The organism is Aeromonas sp. R4-2 (genome assembly GCF_040908295.1).
GTDB classification, from domain to species: domain Bacteria; phylum Pseudomonadota; class Gammaproteobacteria; order Enterobacterales; family Aeromonadaceae; genus Aeromonas; species Aeromonas veronii.
The window spans coordinates 1-15,806 of the sequence record NZ_JBFODL010000005.1 but is presented as its reverse complement, the minus strand read 5'-3'; the positions used below and the strand labels follow the sequence as shown (position 1 = coordinate 15,806).

General features: G+C 56.0%; 16 protein-coding genes and 2 tRNA genes. 17 read left to right on the top strand and 1 reads right to left on the bottom strand.

Annotated elements, in window-relative coordinates:
* The first annotated feature begins 52 nt into the window (after positions 1–52).
* Together AB5Y99_RS01395 and lysE are read left to right on the top strand one after the other, a co-directional pair.
* Positions 53–835 carry a LuxR family transcriptional regulator gene (locus tag AB5Y99_RS01395; protein WP_005335753.1) on the top strand — a complete coding sequence of 261 codons (783 nt, stop codon included), beginning with the start codon at positions 53–55 and terminating at the stop codon, positions 833–835.
* A gap of 207 nt (positions 836–1,042) precedes the next feature.
* Entirely contained in the window at positions 1,043–1,651 is a 609-nt protein-coding gene (lysE, locus tag AB5Y99_RS01390; RefSeq protein ID WP_368208560.1) for an L-lysine exporter, read from the top strand.
* Between the two features lie 81 nt (positions 1,652–1,732).
* Here lysE and AB5Y99_RS01385 read toward each other — a convergent pair whose 3' ends face one another.
* The gene (locus tag AB5Y99_RS01385) at positions 1,733–3,742 is read right to left on the bottom strand and encodes a methyl-accepting chemotaxis protein (protein WP_368208473.1); all 2,010 of its coding nucleotides are present in this window, start codon (positions 3,740–3,742) and stop codon (positions 1,733–1,735) included.
* A 260-nt stretch (positions 3,743–4,002) separates the two neighbouring features.
* On the opposite strand from AB5Y99_RS01385, the gene ruvA reads away from it, so the two are divergent.
* From ruvA to AB5Y99_RS01310, 15 genes are all read left to right on the top strand, one after another.
* On the top strand, positions 4,003–4,617 hold the full coding sequence (gene ruvA / locus AB5Y99_RS01380) for a Holliday junction branch migration protein RuvA (protein ID WP_005335746.1): 615 nt from the start codon (positions 4,003–4,005) through the stop codon (positions 4,615–4,617).
* A gap of 8 nt (positions 4,618–4,625) precedes the next feature.
* Complete coding sequence (gene ruvB, locus AB5Y99_RS01375; RefSeq protein WP_033135661.1) at positions 4,626–5,636, top strand: Holliday junction branch migration DNA helicase RuvB; 1,011 nt, start codon at positions 4,626–4,628, stop codon at positions 5,634–5,636.
* Positions 5,637–6,570: 934 nt separating this feature from the next.
* Entirely contained in the window at positions 6,571–8,127 is a 1,557-nt protein-coding gene (locus AB5Y99_RS01370) for a cytochrome ubiquinol oxidase subunit I (protein ID WP_005335743.1), read from the top strand.
* Between the two features lie 11 nt (positions 8,128–8,138).
* Entirely contained in the window at positions 8,139–9,275 is a 1,137-nt protein-coding gene (cydB, locus tag AB5Y99_RS01365; RefSeq protein ID WP_005335741.1) for a cytochrome d ubiquinol oxidase subunit II, read from the top strand.
* Positions 9,276–9,289: 14 nt separating this feature from the next.
* On the top strand, positions 9,290–9,406 hold the full coding sequence (gene cydX / locus AB5Y99_RS01360) for a cytochrome bd-I oxidase subunit CydX (RefSeq protein ID WP_005304933.1): 117 nt from the start codon (positions 9,290–9,292) through the stop codon (positions 9,404–9,406).
* Complete coding sequence (locus tag AB5Y99_RS01355; protein WP_041202810.1) at positions 9,393–9,704, top strand: cyd operon YbgE family protein; 312 nt, start codon at positions 9,393–9,395, stop codon at positions 9,702–9,704. The genes cydX and AB5Y99_RS01355 overlap by 14 nt, the downstream gene beginning before the upstream one ends.
* A gap of 105 nt (positions 9,705–9,809) precedes the next feature.
* Entirely contained in the window at positions 9,810–10,217 is a 408-nt protein-coding gene (ybgC, locus tag AB5Y99_RS01350) for a tol-pal system-associated acyl-CoA thioesterase (RefSeq protein ID WP_005335737.1), read from the top strand.
* Complete coding sequence (tolQ, locus tag AB5Y99_RS01345; protein ID WP_005335735.1) at positions 10,207–10,896, top strand: protein TolQ; 690 nt, start codon at positions 10,207–10,209, stop codon at positions 10,894–10,896. The genes ybgC and tolQ overlap by 11 nt, the downstream gene beginning before the upstream one ends.
* The gene (gene tolR / locus AB5Y99_RS01340; protein WP_005335733.1) at positions 10,896–11,342 is read left to right on the top strand and encodes a protein TolR; all 447 of its coding nucleotides are present in this window, start codon (positions 10,896–10,898) and stop codon (positions 11,340–11,342) included. Before tolQ ends, tolR begins: the two co-directional genes overlap by 1 nt.
* 5 nt (positions 11,343–11,347) lie before the next feature.
* Positions 11,348–12,481, top strand: a complete 1,134-nt coding sequence (tolA, locus tag AB5Y99_RS01335) for a cell envelope integrity protein TolA (protein WP_368208470.1) — start codon at positions 11,348–11,350, stop codon at positions 12,479–12,481.
* Between the two features lie 95 nt (positions 12,482–12,576).
* Positions 12,577–13,902, top strand: coding sequence for a Tol-Pal system beta propeller repeat protein TolB (gene tolB, locus AB5Y99_RS01330; RefSeq protein WP_005335728.1), 1,326 nt, complete (start codon positions 12,577–12,579; stop codon positions 13,900–13,902).
* Positions 13,903–13,951: 49 nt separating this feature from the next.
* On the top strand, positions 13,952–14,476 hold the full coding sequence (pal, locus tag AB5Y99_RS01325; protein WP_005304908.1) for a peptidoglycan-associated lipoprotein Pal: 525 nt from the start codon (positions 13,952–13,954) through the stop codon (positions 14,474–14,476).
* Positions 14,477–14,634: 158 nt separating this feature from the next.
* On the top strand, positions 14,635–15,435 hold the full coding sequence (gene ybgF / locus AB5Y99_RS01320) for a tol-pal system protein YbgF (RefSeq protein ID WP_236317517.1): 801 nt from the start codon (positions 14,635–14,637) through the stop codon (positions 15,433–15,435).
* 174 nt (positions 15,436–15,609) lie between these two features.
* Positions 15,610–15,685, top strand: a tRNA-Lys gene (locus AB5Y99_RS01315).
* Positions 15,686–15,716: 31 nt separating this feature from the next.
* Positions 15,717–15,792, top strand: a tRNA-Val gene (locus tag AB5Y99_RS01310).
* Positions 15,793–15,806: the final 14 nt, after the last annotated feature.

Sequence of the window (15,806 nt, the reverse complement as noted above, 5' to 3'; positions counted from 1 at the left end):
CTATCTTGCTATTCGCCGTTATAATCACATGTCTGGCCAAGGGGGCTTTCATATGAACAGAGACCAACTGCTTGAGTACCTCGAACATTTCACTTCGGTGACGGACGGCAATCGTCTGGCCGAACTGATCGGTCGCTTTACGCTCGGGATGGGCTATGACTACTATCGCTTCGCCCTGATCCTGCCGATGTCGATGCAAAGGCCCAAGGTGGTGCTGTTCAACCAGTGCCCCGATTCCTGGGTGCAGGCCTATACCGAAAACAACATGCTGGCGTGCGATCCGGTGATCCGGCTGGCACGCAAGCAGACGCTGCCCATTTACTGGAACCGCCTCGATGAGCGGGCCAGTTTTTTGCAGGAGGGAACCATGGACGTGATGGGGTTGGCAGCCGAGTTCGGGTTGCGTAACGGCATCTCCTTCCCTCTGCACGGTGCTGCCGGGGAGAACGGTATTCTCTCCTTCATCACCTCCGAGCGGGCCTCGAGCGACCTGCTGCTGGAGTCCTCGCCGATCCTCTCCTGGATGTCCAATTACATCTTCGAGGCGGCCATTCGGGTGGTGCGTTTCAGCATGATGGATAGTGCGGGTAAAGACCCCTTGACCGAGCGCGAGACCGAGTGCCTGTTCTGGGCCAGCGAAGGGAAGACCTCTAGCGAGATCGCCTGCATCCTCGGGATCACGGAGCGCACGGTCAATTACCATCTCAATCAGGTCACCCGCAAAACCGGCTCCATGAACCGCTATCAGGCCATTGCCAAAGGGGTTAGTACGGGGCTGTTGCTACCCAATCTGGAGCAAGTTGTGGTGACCAACTTCCCCAGATTGCTGCAGTAGGCTGAGCCCACAGGCGCAACAGATTCTCCTGCCGCACTCTGAGGGTCACAATTGTCAGATCCGGTAATTGACAAGGGCTGGAACAGCGGCTGGGTATGCCGGTCTTTATTAGCAAAATGAATCAATCAGTAAATCAATGAATTTCTAAGAAGGAACCACCATCGCTATAGTGCCGCTCATTCATCATTTCGAACGGTGCTCTCCATGATGCTCGCAACGACACTGCAAGGCTTCACCATCGGTCTGGCCATGATCATCCCCATCGGCGCCCAGAATGCCTTTGTGCTGAGCCGGGGCATCCATCGCAATCACCATCTGCTGACGGCCACGCTCTGCAGTTTCTGCGATCTCACCCTGATTGCTATCGGCGTATTTGGCGGGGCCAATGTGCTGGCCACCAGCCCCCTCGGCATGGCGCTACTCACCTGGGGTGGCGTGCTGTTTCTCGGCTGGTTTGGTGGCCGTTCTCTGTTCAGTGCCTGGCGCGGTAAGGGGGAGGGACTTGCCGATTCTGCTCAGCAGATGGGGGCCAAAAGCGTGCTGGCGATGACGCTGGGAGTTACGCTGCTTAATCCCCACGTCTATCTCGATACTTTGATGCTGCTCGGCTCCCTTGGCAGTCAGGTGAGCGAGTCCCTGCGTCCGGCCTTTGCTGCGGGGGCCATGCTGGCCTCGCTGGTGTGGTTCTACTCGCTGGCGCTGGGTGCTGCGGCACTGGCGCCCTGGTTGGCCCGCAGCCGGGTGCAGCAGGGGATCGACCTGCTGGTTGGCATCATCATGCTGAGCCTGGCTATTCAACTGGCCATAGGACGTTGAGGAAGTTAAGGCGGCAGGAATGAGCGACCGGTAACAAAAAGATGCCACTCATATGAGTGGCATCTTTGCTATTGAAAGGGGTCAGACCCTGAACTGGGAGAGCAGGCGCTGTTGCAGCAGGCTGGCCTGATGGAGCGAGGAGGCGAGTTGCAGACACTCCTGCGCCTCCTGTTCGCCGGTTCTGGCTTGCAGACTGATGCCGGAGACCTTGTCAGAGGAGTGGCTCAGGGTGTGTGACAGTTGACCTGTGGCTACTGCCACCTGTTGCACCATGTCGGCCAGCTGGTCGATGGCGCCTTCCACCTTGAACAGGATCTGCTTGGTGTTCTCGGAGTCCTGCATGCCAGACTCCACCGTCTTGAGGTTGCGCTGCATCATCAGATAGGCGGTCTCGGTCTGCTGCTGGATGCTGCTGATCACCTGGCTAATTTCGGCGCTTGATGTCGCCGTGCGATTGGCCAGGGTGCGCACCTCGTCCGCGACCACCGCAAAGCCACGTCCCATCTCCCCCGCGCGAGCCGCTTCGATGGCCGCATTGAGGGCCAGCAGGTTGGTCTGTTCCGAGATGCCGCTGATGGTGGAGATGATCTGGCCAATCTGACCCGCTTGCTCCTTGAGGGAGTTGATGGCGATGGCACACTCGCTCACCTCCTGTACCACCCGCTGCATGCCCGCGCTGGCGGAGGCGACATACTGGCTGCTCTCGGTGGTCAGCTGGCGCACCTCGTTGGCATTGTGGGCCGCCATGCTGCAGTTGTCCGAGATACCTGTGGCGACCTGCACCATCTGCTCACTGTCGTGGTGCAGGGCCAGCGCATGTTCGGCGGTCTGGCGGCTGCTCTGGCTGATTGCCTCCACCCGGTTGACCGAGGTGTGAACGTGTTCGCTGATGTGCTGGTTGTTGTCCATGGTGGAGCTGATCATCTTCTGCAGTTTCTCGATGAAACGATCCACGCTGTTGGCCAGCGAACCTATCTCGTCATCCCGTTGCAGGTTGATGCGGGCGTTGAGGTCTCCCTCTCCGGCGGCGATATCCTGCATTCGTTTGTCCACTTGCAGCAGCGGGGTCACCAGCTTGCGGGTCAGCCAGAAGCCGCAGAGGGTGACCATGACCAGGCTCAGCAACAGGCCACCCAGCAGCAGGGTTCGGATCTGGCTGATGATGCCGTTGAGCTGGGCCACCTGATCCTCGACAGTGGCATCGCCGCTCTCCTCGATGGCAACCAGCTGTTGTCGCAGCTCATCGGCACTGACCTCATAGGCGGACTGCTGGGCCTGATAGCTGCCGAGCGCATCGACCCACTGTCCCATCAGTTGCTGATGCCGGGCCAACAGGGCGCGATACTCTGCCGACAGTGTCTTGCCGGCAAATTCGCCGGTTCCCTCGATATCGAACAGCCCGGTGCCGAGCATGCTGTCGATTGCTTCGTGGTAGAACTCGGTCGCTTCTTTCAGCTCGGCCTTGATCGCCTCTGTGACTCCTTGTCTGCGCATCTTCTCCAGCGCATAGAGCTGGCGCAAAAAGCCTATGTTGGATTCCATCCCCCCGTCGGCCGCTTCCCAGCGAGTGGAGAGGCCGCTGTTCCAGCTGATGGTCTGGTCGGGGGATTGGGTCAGCGCCTCGACCGCCCCATCGCCAATCACCTCCAGCTGGGTCGAGAGGCGAGCCATCAGATCGGCGTTGTGATGCAGTGCCTGATCCACCTCGGTATAGGCGTGATAGAGCGCCAGCAGCTTCTCTTGTTGCTGTTGATAGTCCTGCTTGTGCTGTTCCATGGTGGCAAGGGCCGCACCATCAATGAGCTGCCCCTGGCTGACTCGGGCCAGCGCATCATCGGTCGCCGCCTTGGCAGCATCGAGTTCGGCGCGATTGAGCGGGGTTCCGTTTTGCATCTTCTGAATCTGTAGCTGTTGATTGCCCAGTTCTATGGAGCCCTCCATGGCACCGTCGGCGGTCTGCCAGGCGGCGCCCAGTACGTAGGAGAGCAGATTGGCTAGCCGCTGGCTGCCATACCAGCCAACGACCCCCATGCCCAGCGTACATCCGAGCAATATGGCAAGACCCAGATTGGAGGTGGTAACAATTTTCATGTGATGGCCTTCCTTGGTATCGACATTGGCACCAGTTTCGGTTCCGAACGGGTTTAGTGTAGTGGTTTATCCCCCGCTCGGGGGCCGGTGCGGCGCTGAAACATCCCGTGCACTGGCTGCACCCGATCAAGCATGGTGGAAAATTGGATAAAAAGCCTCTCTGACCATGCGGGTGTTGCTGCCCTATGCTGGATACTTATCCAGTTATTCTTTATGCTATGAGCCAATTTACGAATAGTTGTATTGGTGAGGAGAGAGCCGTGATTGGTCGCTTGAGAGGCATTGTCATTGAAAAGCAGCCCCCCGAGGTCCTGCTGGAAGTGGGCGGGGTTGGCTATGAGGTGCAGATGCCGATGAGCTGCTTCTATGATTTGCCGGAGATCGGCAAGGAAGCGACCATCCATACTCACTTCGTGGTGCGGGAAGATGCCCAGTTACTCTATGGTTTCAACCACAAACAGGAGCGGGCGCTGTTCCGCGAGCTGATCAAGACCAACGGAGTCGGCCCCAAGCTGGCGCTGGCTATTCTCTCCGGCATGACAGCTACCCAATTCGTGCTGAGTGTCGAACGTGAAGAGATAAGCTCTCTGGTCAAACTGCCGGGAGTCGGCAAGAAGACCGCCGAGCGTCTGGTGGTGGAGATGAAGGATCGCCTCAAGGGGTGGGTCAGTCACGACCTCTTCTCCCCGGCCATGGTCACCTTGCCAGCCAGTGAGCCCGAATTGCGGGCACCGGATGTGACCGAAGAGGCGGCCAGTGCGCTGGTGGCCCTAGGTTACAAGCCGCAGCAGGCGAGCCAGATTGTCAGCAAGATCGCCAAAGAGGGGATGTCGGTGGAAGATATCATCCGTGAATCCCTGCGTAGCCTGGTGTGAGGTAGTTGATGATTGAAGCAGATCGCCTCATCTCGGCCAGTGCCGCCCGTGAGGATGACATTATCGACCGGGCTATCCGCCCCAAGAAGCTGGCTGACTACACCGGTCAGGATACCGTCTGCGAACAGATGGAGATCTTTATCGAAGCGGCCCGTCAGCGGGGCGAAGCGCTCGATCACCTGCTGATCTTCGGCCCTCCGGGCTTGGGCAAGACCACCCTCGCCAACATCGTCGCCAACGAGATGGGGGTCAATATCAAGACCACCTCCGGCCCGGTGCTGGAGAAAGCGGGGGATCTGGCGGCTCTGCTCACCAACCTTGAACCGAACGATGTGTTGTTCATCGACGAGATCCACCGTCTCAGTCCGGTGGTGGAGGAGGTGCTCTATCCGGCGATGGAGGATTACCAGCTCGACATCATGATCGGGGAGGGACCCGCAGCTCGCTCCATCAAGCTGGATCTGCCTCCCTTCACCCTGATTGGCGCCACCACCCGGGCAGGTTCACTGACCAGCCCGCTGCGGGATCGCTTCGGTATCGTCCAGCGGCTGGAGTTCTACAACGTCAAGGATCTGACCGATATCGTCTCCCGCAGCGCCCGTTGTCTGGGGCTCGAGATGACGGAAGATGGTGCCATTGAGGTCGCCCGTCGCTCTCGCGGCACGCCGCGGATTGCTAACCGTTTGTTAAGGCGGGTGCGCGACTTTGCCCAGGTGAAATCCGATGGCCGGATCGACGGCCCCATTGCTGCTCGCGCCATGGACATGCTGGATGTCGATAATGAAGGCTTCGACTTCATGGACCGCAAGTTATTGTTGGCTGTGATAGACAAGTTTATGGGGGGCCCGGTGGGTCTCGATAATCTGGCCGCCGCGATCGGGGAAGAGAAAGATACTATCGAAGATGTGCTGGAGCCTTATCTGATCCAGCAAGGGTATCTGCAACGTACACCCAGAGGACGGATTGCGACCACACGAGCCTACGCTCATTTCGGTCTTCAGCGACCAGATGAGAAGTAAAAACAGTCGTTTGAACATGAAACCGCCGTCAAAGGCGGTTTTTTATTATCCGGGCAAAAAAAAGCCCACGGCGGATGCGGTGGGCAAAGACAATTCAGGATGGATGTTCACAGACAGTGAGTGCGTCTGGACACAGACCGGAAAATAAACAGGTGAGCCGTCGCGAGCTCTCAGAGTCGGTTCAGTTGATAGAGCTGAACAAAGGAAAGCTTGTAGTAACGGATGGTTTTAGCAACAAACTTTTTCATCTTCGATTCCAATAGACAGGTTCAAATTGATCGTCGAATACGTACCGTGAACCCGGATTAACCGGCCTGTATCCAAGGGTATGCCCTCACTGCGAGGCGCATTGTAGGAGTTCGAATCGACCCCGGCAAACAAGAAAAATTGCACTCTTCAAATTAGTTTATCTAATGTCTTTATTGATGAAATTGGTTCGCATGAGTATGCATTCTTTGCAATTTTAAATTGAGTTTTCGAATCAGATTGACTGACTCGGATAACATGGAAAAAGGCGCGTCATTCACGCTTTTCAAATTAAACCGAGTGGCGGGATGTTAAATTCTTAAATTGATTTAAATCAATGTTTTACGCTTTATCGTGTTTTGTGATCTGGCTCGCGTCAATAATCGTGAAATAGATTAAAAATGCCTTTCAAAGCCATGTATGGCGGGTCCTTTTACATTGATTTCAATCAAATAAAGGTGATATAAAAACCCGGTCATCATGGGCGAGAATAAATTTAGGCTGATTGTTTTGGAATTGTTAAACATTAGCTTTATTTGTGTTCTCGTATTGCCTTGTTGTTAATGCCAGTGGTTACTGAACGCGTTTTGTTGTGACACGTCCCAATAAGGCTCATTCGCTAACCTCCAACGGAAGCTTTGTGCTTAAAACTTAAAATAGCCGTGCCAATAATCGGTGAGGAAACATCATGATTGCTGAGCATGTGGTAGACCTATCGCGGTTCCAGTTCGCTGCGACGGCCCTTTATCACTTTTTGTTTGTACCCCTGACGCTGGGAATGGCCTTTCTCCTGGCGATCATGGAATCCGTCTATGTGATGACCAACAACACCATCTACCGGGACATGACCAAATTCTGGGGTAAGTTGTTTGGTATCAACTTTGCCTTGGGGGTCACCACAGGTCTGGCCATGGAGTTCCAGTTCGGGACGAACTGGGCTTACTACTCCCATTATGTCGGCGATATCTTCGGGGCCCCGCTGGCTATCGAAGGACTGATGGCCTTCTTCCTGGAGTCCACCTTCGTCGGTATGTTCTTCTTTGGTTGGGATCGTCTGAGCAAGCATCAGCACCTGGCTGCCACCTGGTTGATGGCGCTGGGTACCAACCTCTCCGCCCTCTGGATCCTGGTCGCCAACGGCTGGATGCAGAACCCGGTCGGTGCCGAGTTCAACTTCGAATCCATGCGGATGGAGATGATGAGCTTCGCTGACGTGGTGCTCAACCCGGTTGCTCAGGTCAAGTTCGTCCACACTGTGGCGGCTGGTTATACCTGTGGCGCCATGTTTGTGCTGGGTATCTCCTCCTACTACCTGCTGAAGAATCGTGATGTGGCCTTTGCCCGTCGCTCCTTCGCCATTGCCGCCGCGTTCGGTATGGCTTCCATCGTGTCCGTGCTGATCCTCGGTGACGAATCCGGTTACGAGACCGGTGAAGTGCAGAAGGTGAAACTGGCCGCTATCGAAGCCGAGTGGGAGACTGAACCTGCTCCGGCCGCCTTTACCCTGTTCGGTATTCCGAATCAGGAAGAGATGCGCACCGACTACGCCATCAAGATCCCCTATGCGCTGGGCATTATCGCGACCCGTTCTCTGGACGGTCAGGTAACCGGTCTGAAGGATCTGAAGAGCGAGCACGAACTGCGCGTTCGTAACGGTATGACCGCTTACGACCTGCTGACCAAGCTGCAATCCGGTGACAAGTCTGACGAGACCCGCGCTCGCTTCGACGAAGTGAAGCAGGATCTGGGCTACGGTCTGCTGCTCAAGCGCTACACCAGCAACGTGACCGATGCTACCGACGAGCAGATCAAGGCTGCTGTGGATGACTCCATCCCGCAGGTTCTGCCGCTGTTCTTCGCCTTCCGCATCATGGTTGCCGTCGGCATGCTGATGCTGGTGCTGATTGGTATGGCCTTCTATGACAGTGCCCGTCACCAGATCGGCAAGCGCAAGTGGCTGCTCAAGGGTCTGCTGTGGGGTATCCCGCTGCCGTGGATCGCTATCGAAGCTGGCTGGTTTGTCGCTGAATATGGTCGCCAACCGTGGACCATTGCAGAGGTGTTGCCGACTTCCCTCTCTGCATCCAATTTGCCTGCAGCCGAGATCTGGTTCTCTCTGATCGGTATCTGCCTGTTCTATACCGTACTTCTGGTTATCGAGATGTACCTGATGTTCAAGTATGCCCGTCTTGGCCCCAGCAGCCTGAAGACTGGCAAGTATCACTTTGAACAGATCAAGGCATAAGGAGAGCGACCATGTTTGATTACGAAACTCTGCGTGTCATCTGGTGGGCTCTGGTCGGCGTACTGCTGATCGGTTTTGCCATCACTGACGGCTTCGACATGGGGGTAGGCGCACTGCTCCCGTTCGTCGGCAAGAAAGATGTCGAGCGCCGCGTGATGCTCAACACCATGGGGCCGCACTGGGAAGGTAACCAGGTGTGGCTGGTCACTGCCGGTGGCGCCTTGTTCGCCGCCTGGCCGATGGTGTATGCCGCGACCTTCTCCGGCTTCTACATCGCGATGATCCTGACTCTGATGGCGCTGTTCCTGCGTCCGGTCGGTTTCAAGTACCGCTCGCTGCGTGCTGATGCCAAATGGCGCAGCAACTGGGACTGGGCCTTGTTCGCCGGTAGCGCCGTACCGCCCATCGTCTTTGGTGTGGCCTTTGGCAACCTGCTGCAAGGCGTTCCGTTCGAGTTTAACCAGTTCATGATGTTGACCTATCACGGCAACTTCTTTGGTCTGCTTAACCCGTTCGGCATTCTGGCTGGTCTGGTGAGTCTGTTCATGCTGCTCACCCAGGGCGCAACCTGGTTGATGATGAAGACCGACGGTGAAGTGCTGGCGCGTTCCCGCACTGCCGCCATGATCTGCTCACTGCTGACCCTGGTGCTGTTTGCTGCCGCAGGTTGGTGGGTAAGCGGTATGGAAGGGTATGTCATCGTCAAGGCTGCTGCGACTGACGCGGTATCCAACCCGATGAACAAGGAAGTTGTCCTGCAGGCGGGTGCCTGGATGAACAACTACACCCTCTATCCGTGGATGGTGGCTGCCCCTGTACTGGGCCTGGCCATGAGCCTGCTGACTGCGCTGTTTGCCCGCATGAACATCGGCTGGCTGGCGTTTACCAGCTCCTCGCTGGCGATTGCCGGGGTCATCCTCACTGCCGGTTTCTCCATGTTCCCGTTCGTGATGCCCTCAAGCCTTGAGCCGTCACTGAGCCTGACCATGTGGGATGCTACCGCCTCTTTCAACACCTTGCAGGTGATGACTGTGGCCGCAGCGATCTTCGTACCGATTGTGCTGGGTTACACCATCTGGACTTACATCAAGATGTTTGGCCGGGTAACCAACAAGCACATCGAAGATAACCAACAATCTCTCTATTAAGAGGTGCGCTGACAATGTGGTATTTCACCTGGATCCTGGGGCTGTTGCTGGCCTGTGCATTTGGCATCATCAATGCGCTGTGGCTGGAACACACCGAGAACATGGATCGTCAGATCGATGAAAACAAGTGATCGACTCGCCAGGCTGGCCGCTCCACTGGAGCGGCAGCCGTGGCAGGGGTTGATGTTACTCGCGGCGGCCCTGTTGGCCGTCGCTATTTTACAGGCCCCCAATCTGATCGCGGCCAATACCAGCGAGCATGGTCTCTGGCTTGCTCCCTGGCTGATGTGGGCCGTCTGTTGTGGCGTACTTAACGGGCTTGGCTTTCATCTGAAAAGCCTGCCCGGACGTGTGCTGTTCAACCCCTGGCTCGCCTGGCCCAGTTTGTTGTATGGCCTCTGGCTGACACATTCATATTTCCTTTCATAAAAAACGGGGGGAGGCAGGATTTCCCTGTCTCCCCCTGCTTCTTTCCTATTCAGCCCTGCGCTATGATAGCCCCCCATCTGACTGTCGAATGGATCACAGATTGTTATGGGGGAAGTCTTTGAGTTTCCGGTGCGTGTCTACTACGAAGACACCGACGCCGGGGGCATCGTCTACAACGCCAATTATCTCAAGTTTATGGAACGTGCTCGCACCGAGTTTCTTCGTGCCAAAGGGGTCGAACAGGACGTCTGGCTGCAGGAGGGATATGCCTTCGTGGTGAGCCGAACTGAGATCGATTTCCGCTCGGCGGCCCGTTTTAATGAACTATTGAATGTATTAACGCAAGTGATTGAAGTGAAACGCGCATCCCTGCGCTTTTCGCAGCAGATCCTGGCGGCTGATGGACGACTGATCACCCAGGCCATGGTACAGATAGCCTGTGTCAGTCATCCGCAAATGAAACCTGTAGCTATACCTGAAAAAATCAAGGGAGTGCTGTTAAGTGCACGCTGAAATTTCGTTTATTGGCCTGTTTTGGCAAGCCAGCCTGTTGGTAAAACTGGTCATGATGACCCTGATGAGCATGTCTATTGTCTCGTGGGCGCTGATTATCCAGCGTTCAAAGGCGATCAAGGCGGCCAATCTCGCATCGGAACAGTTTGAAGATCGCTTCTGGTCAGGGGTCGATCTCAATCGCCTCTATCAGGAGTCCTCTTCCCGCCGCGATGATATCGAAGGCATGGAAGATATCTTCTACTCCGGCTTCAAGGAGTATGCCCGCTTGCTCAAGGCCGGTGCCCGTGGTCAGGATGCGGTGATGGATGGTACCTACCGCGCCATGCGCGTCTCCCTCTCCCGCGCAGTGGATGATCTGGAATCCAATCTGCCGGTGCTGGCGACCATCGGCTCCATCAGCCCCTATATCGGTCTGTTCGGTACCGTATGGGGGATCATGAACGCCTTTATCGCCCTGGGTCAGGTTCAGCAGGCCACCCTGCAAATGGTGGCGCCGGGTATCGCGGAAGCGCTGATCGCCACCGCCATGGGTCTGTTTGCCGCTATCCCGGCGGTTATCTTCTACAACCGCTTCTCCAACAAGGTCGAGCGGCTGGAGAACGCCTACGCCAACTTCATGGACGAGTTCACTACCATTCTGAACCGTCAAATTGCACAGCAGCAGGGTGATCAGTAATGCAAACCTATCAGCGGATCCGGCGCAAGAAGGTGGCCGAGATCAACGTGGTTCCCTATATCGACGTCATGCTGGTGCTGCTTATCATCTTTATGGCGGTCACGCCGGTGATCACGCAAGGGGTCAAGGTGGATCTGCCACAGGCTGAGTCCGAGCAGTTGCCGGAAGATGCCAAGCCACCCTTCATCGTCAGCGTCAATACCGAAGGCGAATATGTCATCAAGGCTGGCGAAGCCGATGACGAGCCGGTGCCAAGCGGCACGCCAGAGGCGATGCAGCAATACATCACCGAAAAAGCCATGGGCTATCTGGCGATCAACCAGAATGCCCCCGTGGTGGTCGCGGGTGACAAGGCCGTGCGCTACGAAGAGGTGATCCTGTTGATGGTGGCCCTCAAGAATGCGGGTGTGCCTCAGGTTGGCCTGATGACAGATCCGGTGAACTAACGGAGATGGATGTGAAGCGTGGTATTTCCGGTTATCTCATCGCGTCGTTTCTGCTGCACCTGATCATCGGCATCATCCTGTTTGTCGGGCTCGATTTCAGCAAACCGAAACGACCCGAATCGAAGGGGCAGATCGTCAATGCCGTCATGCTCGATGAGAACTTCCTCAACGAACAGGCCAAGCAGATCCAGCAGCAGAAATCTCAGCCCAAGCCTCAAAAGGTAGAGAAAGAGAAGGATAAGGAAGACACGGATCTCGCCAAGCGCGAGCTGGCTCAGAAACAGGAGCAGCTTCGCATCGCCGAGACCAAGCGCAAGCAGGCCGAAGAGGCGACCCGCAAGGCCGAGGCCGAGAAGCAGAAGAAGGTTGCCGAGCAGAAGCAGGCGGAAGAGAAGGCCCAAAAAGCTGAGGAAGCCCGCAAGCTGGAAGAGCAGAAGGCCAAGAAAGCCGAAGCCGAGCGTAAAGCGGCGGAAGCCGAGAGCAAGGCGTTGGCGCTGAAGAAGAAAAAGGAACAAGAGAAGAAAGAGGCTGAAGAGAAGGCCAAGGCGGCAGAAGCCAAGGCCAAGAAAGCGGAAGCTGACAAGAAGGCCAAAGCCGAAGCCGAGAAGAAAGCTAAGGCAGAAGCAGAGAAAAAAACCAAAGCCGAGGCCGAGAAGAAGGCCAAGGAAGAGGCTGAGAAAAAGGCAAAAGCTGACGCAGAGAAGAAAGCCAAGGCAGAGGCCGAAAAGCAGGCCAAGATCGCGGCTGAGCGCAAGCGTAAAGCCGCCGAGCAGGCCAAGCTGCAAAAAGAGATGGAAGAGATGATGCAGCAGCAGCTGTCGGCTGAGGCCAATGCCCGCAGCCAGGCGGCATCGGCAGCAGCCCAGGGCGAAGTCGACAAATATGCAGCGCTCATCAAGGCCACTGTTGAGCGGTATATGATTTTGGATCCCACCATGCGGGGCAAAACATGTACTATCGGCGTACGTCTTGCGAGCAGTGGCTTTGTCATATCGGTAGATAACGGCCAGGGTGACCCGGCGGTCTGTCGTTCCGGTAAGGCGGCTGTTCTGAAAGCCAATCAACTGCCTGTGCCCAAGGATCCTGCGGCATTCGAGATGTTGAAGGAATTTAACCTGAAGTTAGAACCGAGTATCTAAGCGTGATAAAACGAGGTTGCTTGCCTCCGGTTGGCAACCTCTCGCCGAGAAAGGAATTTAACCTCTCATCTATATTGGAACCGAGTATTTAAGCCATGATCAGAAAAGTATTTTTTGCTTTGGTTGGCTGTTTGTTGCTGGGCCAGAGTGCCCAGGCGGCCCTGGACATCGTCATCACCGGCGGTATTGATAGCGCACGCCCCATCGCCGTTGCTCCCTTCAAGTGGGAAGGCAACGGACAGTTGCCGCAGGACATCGCGGAAGTGGTCTCCAACGACCTGATGCGTAGCGGCAAGTTCAAGCCGCTGGCCCGTGGCCAGATGCCGCAGACCCCGAGCAGCAGCAGCGAGATCAACTTCGCTCCTTGGGCCTCCCAAGGGGTTGAAGCCGTGGTGGTGGGTTCCATTTCGGCAGTCGGTGACGGCACTTACAAGGTCAACTTCGAGCTGGTCGATGTGCTGAAAGGCCAGCTGGCCAAGGCGCAAGGTGGCGAGAGCAACGGTTACATACTGGATAGCCGCATGGCGACCATCCCGGGTGCCCAGATGCGCCAGTTTGCCCACCGTATCTCCGACATCGTCTATGAGCGTCTGACTGGCGAACGCGGTGCCTTCCTGACCCGTCTGGCTTACGTCTCCGTACAGCAGGGTACCCAGTTCCCGTACCAGCTGCGTATTTCTGACTACGACGGTTACAACGAGAAGACCCTGCTGCGCTCCCGCGAGCCCTTGATGTCTCCGGCTTGGTCGCCGGATGGCAGCAAGCTGGCCTACGTGAGCTTCGAGAACCAGAAGTCCGAAATCTATGTGCAGGATATTTACACTCAGCAGCGCAGCCTGATCACCAGTTTCCGTGGTATCAACGGGGCGCCGGAGTGGTCTCCGGATGGTCGTCGTCTGGCTATCGTTCTCTCCAAAGATGGTTCACCAAACCTCTATGTGGTTGATGTCGCTAGCAAGCAGCTGACCCGCGTCACAACCAGCCGTGTGATCGACACTGAACCCTCCTGGATGCCGGATGGGCAAAATTTGTTGTTCACCTCTGAACGTGGTGGCAAACCCCAGATTTATAGCGTAAATTTGGCGACTGGTATGACTCGCCGGATGACTTGGGAAGGTGAATCCAACCAGGGTGCATCCATCACTCCTGATGGCAAAATCATGGTGATGGTGACCCGTGTTCAGGGACAGTATCGTATTGCCCGTCAGGACATGGAAAACAATGCCCTGTTGGTCCTTACCCAAAGTGCTCTGGATGAGTCGCCAAGTGTGGCTCCCAATGGCAGCATGATCATTTATGCCACCATCTATCAGGGTCGTAAGAGTCTCGCGTTGGTGTCGACTGATGGTCGCTTCAAGGCTGTGCTTCCGACCAGTAGCGGTGAAATTCGTGCACCAGCTTGGTCGCCCTTCTTGAATTGATAAAAATCCAATTGTTTTTTGTTTTGTTATAAAGGTTTAAGGAAATAGCATGCAACTCAATAAACTGCTCAAGGGTTTGGCCATCGCACTGCCACTGTTCACCCTGGCCGCTTGTAGTTCTTCTTCTGATTCCGACGCCGCTGGCGCTGAATCAGGTATGACCGACGGCATGGGCGGTGTACAAACCGGCGGCGCCAACGGCATGTTGTCCCCGGAAGAGCAGATGCGTCAGAAGTTCGAAGCACTGCAGCGTGACAATGTGATCTACTTCCCGTTCGACGGTTACGATATCCAGGGTCAGTACGCTGATCTGCTGGATGCCCACGCCAGCTACCTGCGCGAGCGCCCGAGCGTTAAAGTCCTGATCGAAGGTCACGCCGATGAGCGCGGTACTCCGGAGTACAACATCGCCCTGGGCGAGCGTCGTGCCAAGGCTGTTGCCAAGTATCTGCAAACCCTGGGTGTGCAGGCCGAGCAGCTCTCCATCGTCAGCTATGGCGAAGAGAAGCCGCTGGACATGTCCCACACCGAGGATGCCTTTGCCAAAAACCGCCGCGCGGTTCTGGTTTACTAAGGTTTAAACCGAACGAAGTTCGTTTATATGCAAGCGGCCATTTCGATGGCCGTTTTATTTGCACTAAACGCCAAGGTTTGATCCGAATGAAATCTGCATATGCGAGCGACGATGGCGCTGGCCGTTTTATCTGTACTAAACGCTAAGGTTTGATCCGAATGAAATCTGTGTACAAGCAAGCTGTCGTTGCGCTGGCCGTATTGGTTGCTCTGAATGCGCAAGCTGCGGCTCCTGTCAGCGATCTGGGCGGTGACTCAAGTGGTGGGGTTGTCCTTAGCGGCAACAACGGCGCCATCGTGCCCACCGGTAGCCTGGAAGATCGGGTTGCCCTGCTGGAGCGCACCCTCAATGCCCGTCTGCGACTGCAAGCTGAATTGCAGCAACAGGTCGACTCCCTGCAAGGGGAGGTCTCCGAGCTGCGTGGTCAGCTGGAGCAGCAGACCTACCAGATGGAACAGTCGCAAGAGCGCCAGCGCCAGCTCTACCAGGAGCTCGACAAGGTTGCCAGCAGCCAGCAAGCTGCTCCAGCCGCCCCGGCCACTGCTGCTGCCACACCGGCTGCTGCCGCCAATTACTCAACCAATCAGGATGAGAACCAGGCCTACGACGCAGCGGTCAACATGGTGCTCAAAGAGAAGAACTACGACAAAGCCATTCCGGCTTTCCAGGGCTTTATCAAGCAGTACCCCAATTCAGGCTATGTTCCCAATGCACACTACTGGCTCGGCCAGTTGCTGTTCAACAAGGGTGACAGAGCCGGTGCCTCGGCCCAGTTTTCGACCGTGGCCAACAAATACAGCAAATCCCCCAAGCGAGCCGATGCGCTGCTGAAGTTGGGTATGCTGGCGCAACTGGATGGCAAGAAGGCGGAAGCCAAATCCTTCTATGAGCAGGTGATCAAGGGCTATCCCAACACCTCGCCAGCCCAGTTGGCCAAACAGAGTCTGGCCAAGCTGTAACATTGCTGTATGTCACTGTTTTCGTAACGCTACTGTAAAAACAGCCTGCATTTGTACGCACAGTGAGCAAACGGATTTAAATTACGAATTTTCTGTTGCACCGGAAATTTAAATCCGTAATATAGGCCGCCGTCAGAGCCGAAGCAGTAATGCAGTCGGAACTGGTCGTGGTGAGGGTCGTTAGCTCAGTCGGTAGAGCAGTTGACTTTTAATCAATTGGTCGCTGGTTCGAATCCAGCACGACCCACCATTTTCTCCACTCGGTGGAGACAGAATTCCCAGGTCGTTTAGCTCAGCTGGGAGAGCACCTCCCTTACAAGGAGGGGGTCACTGGTTCGATCCCAGTAACGACCACCAGTTTGTAGAAAAAA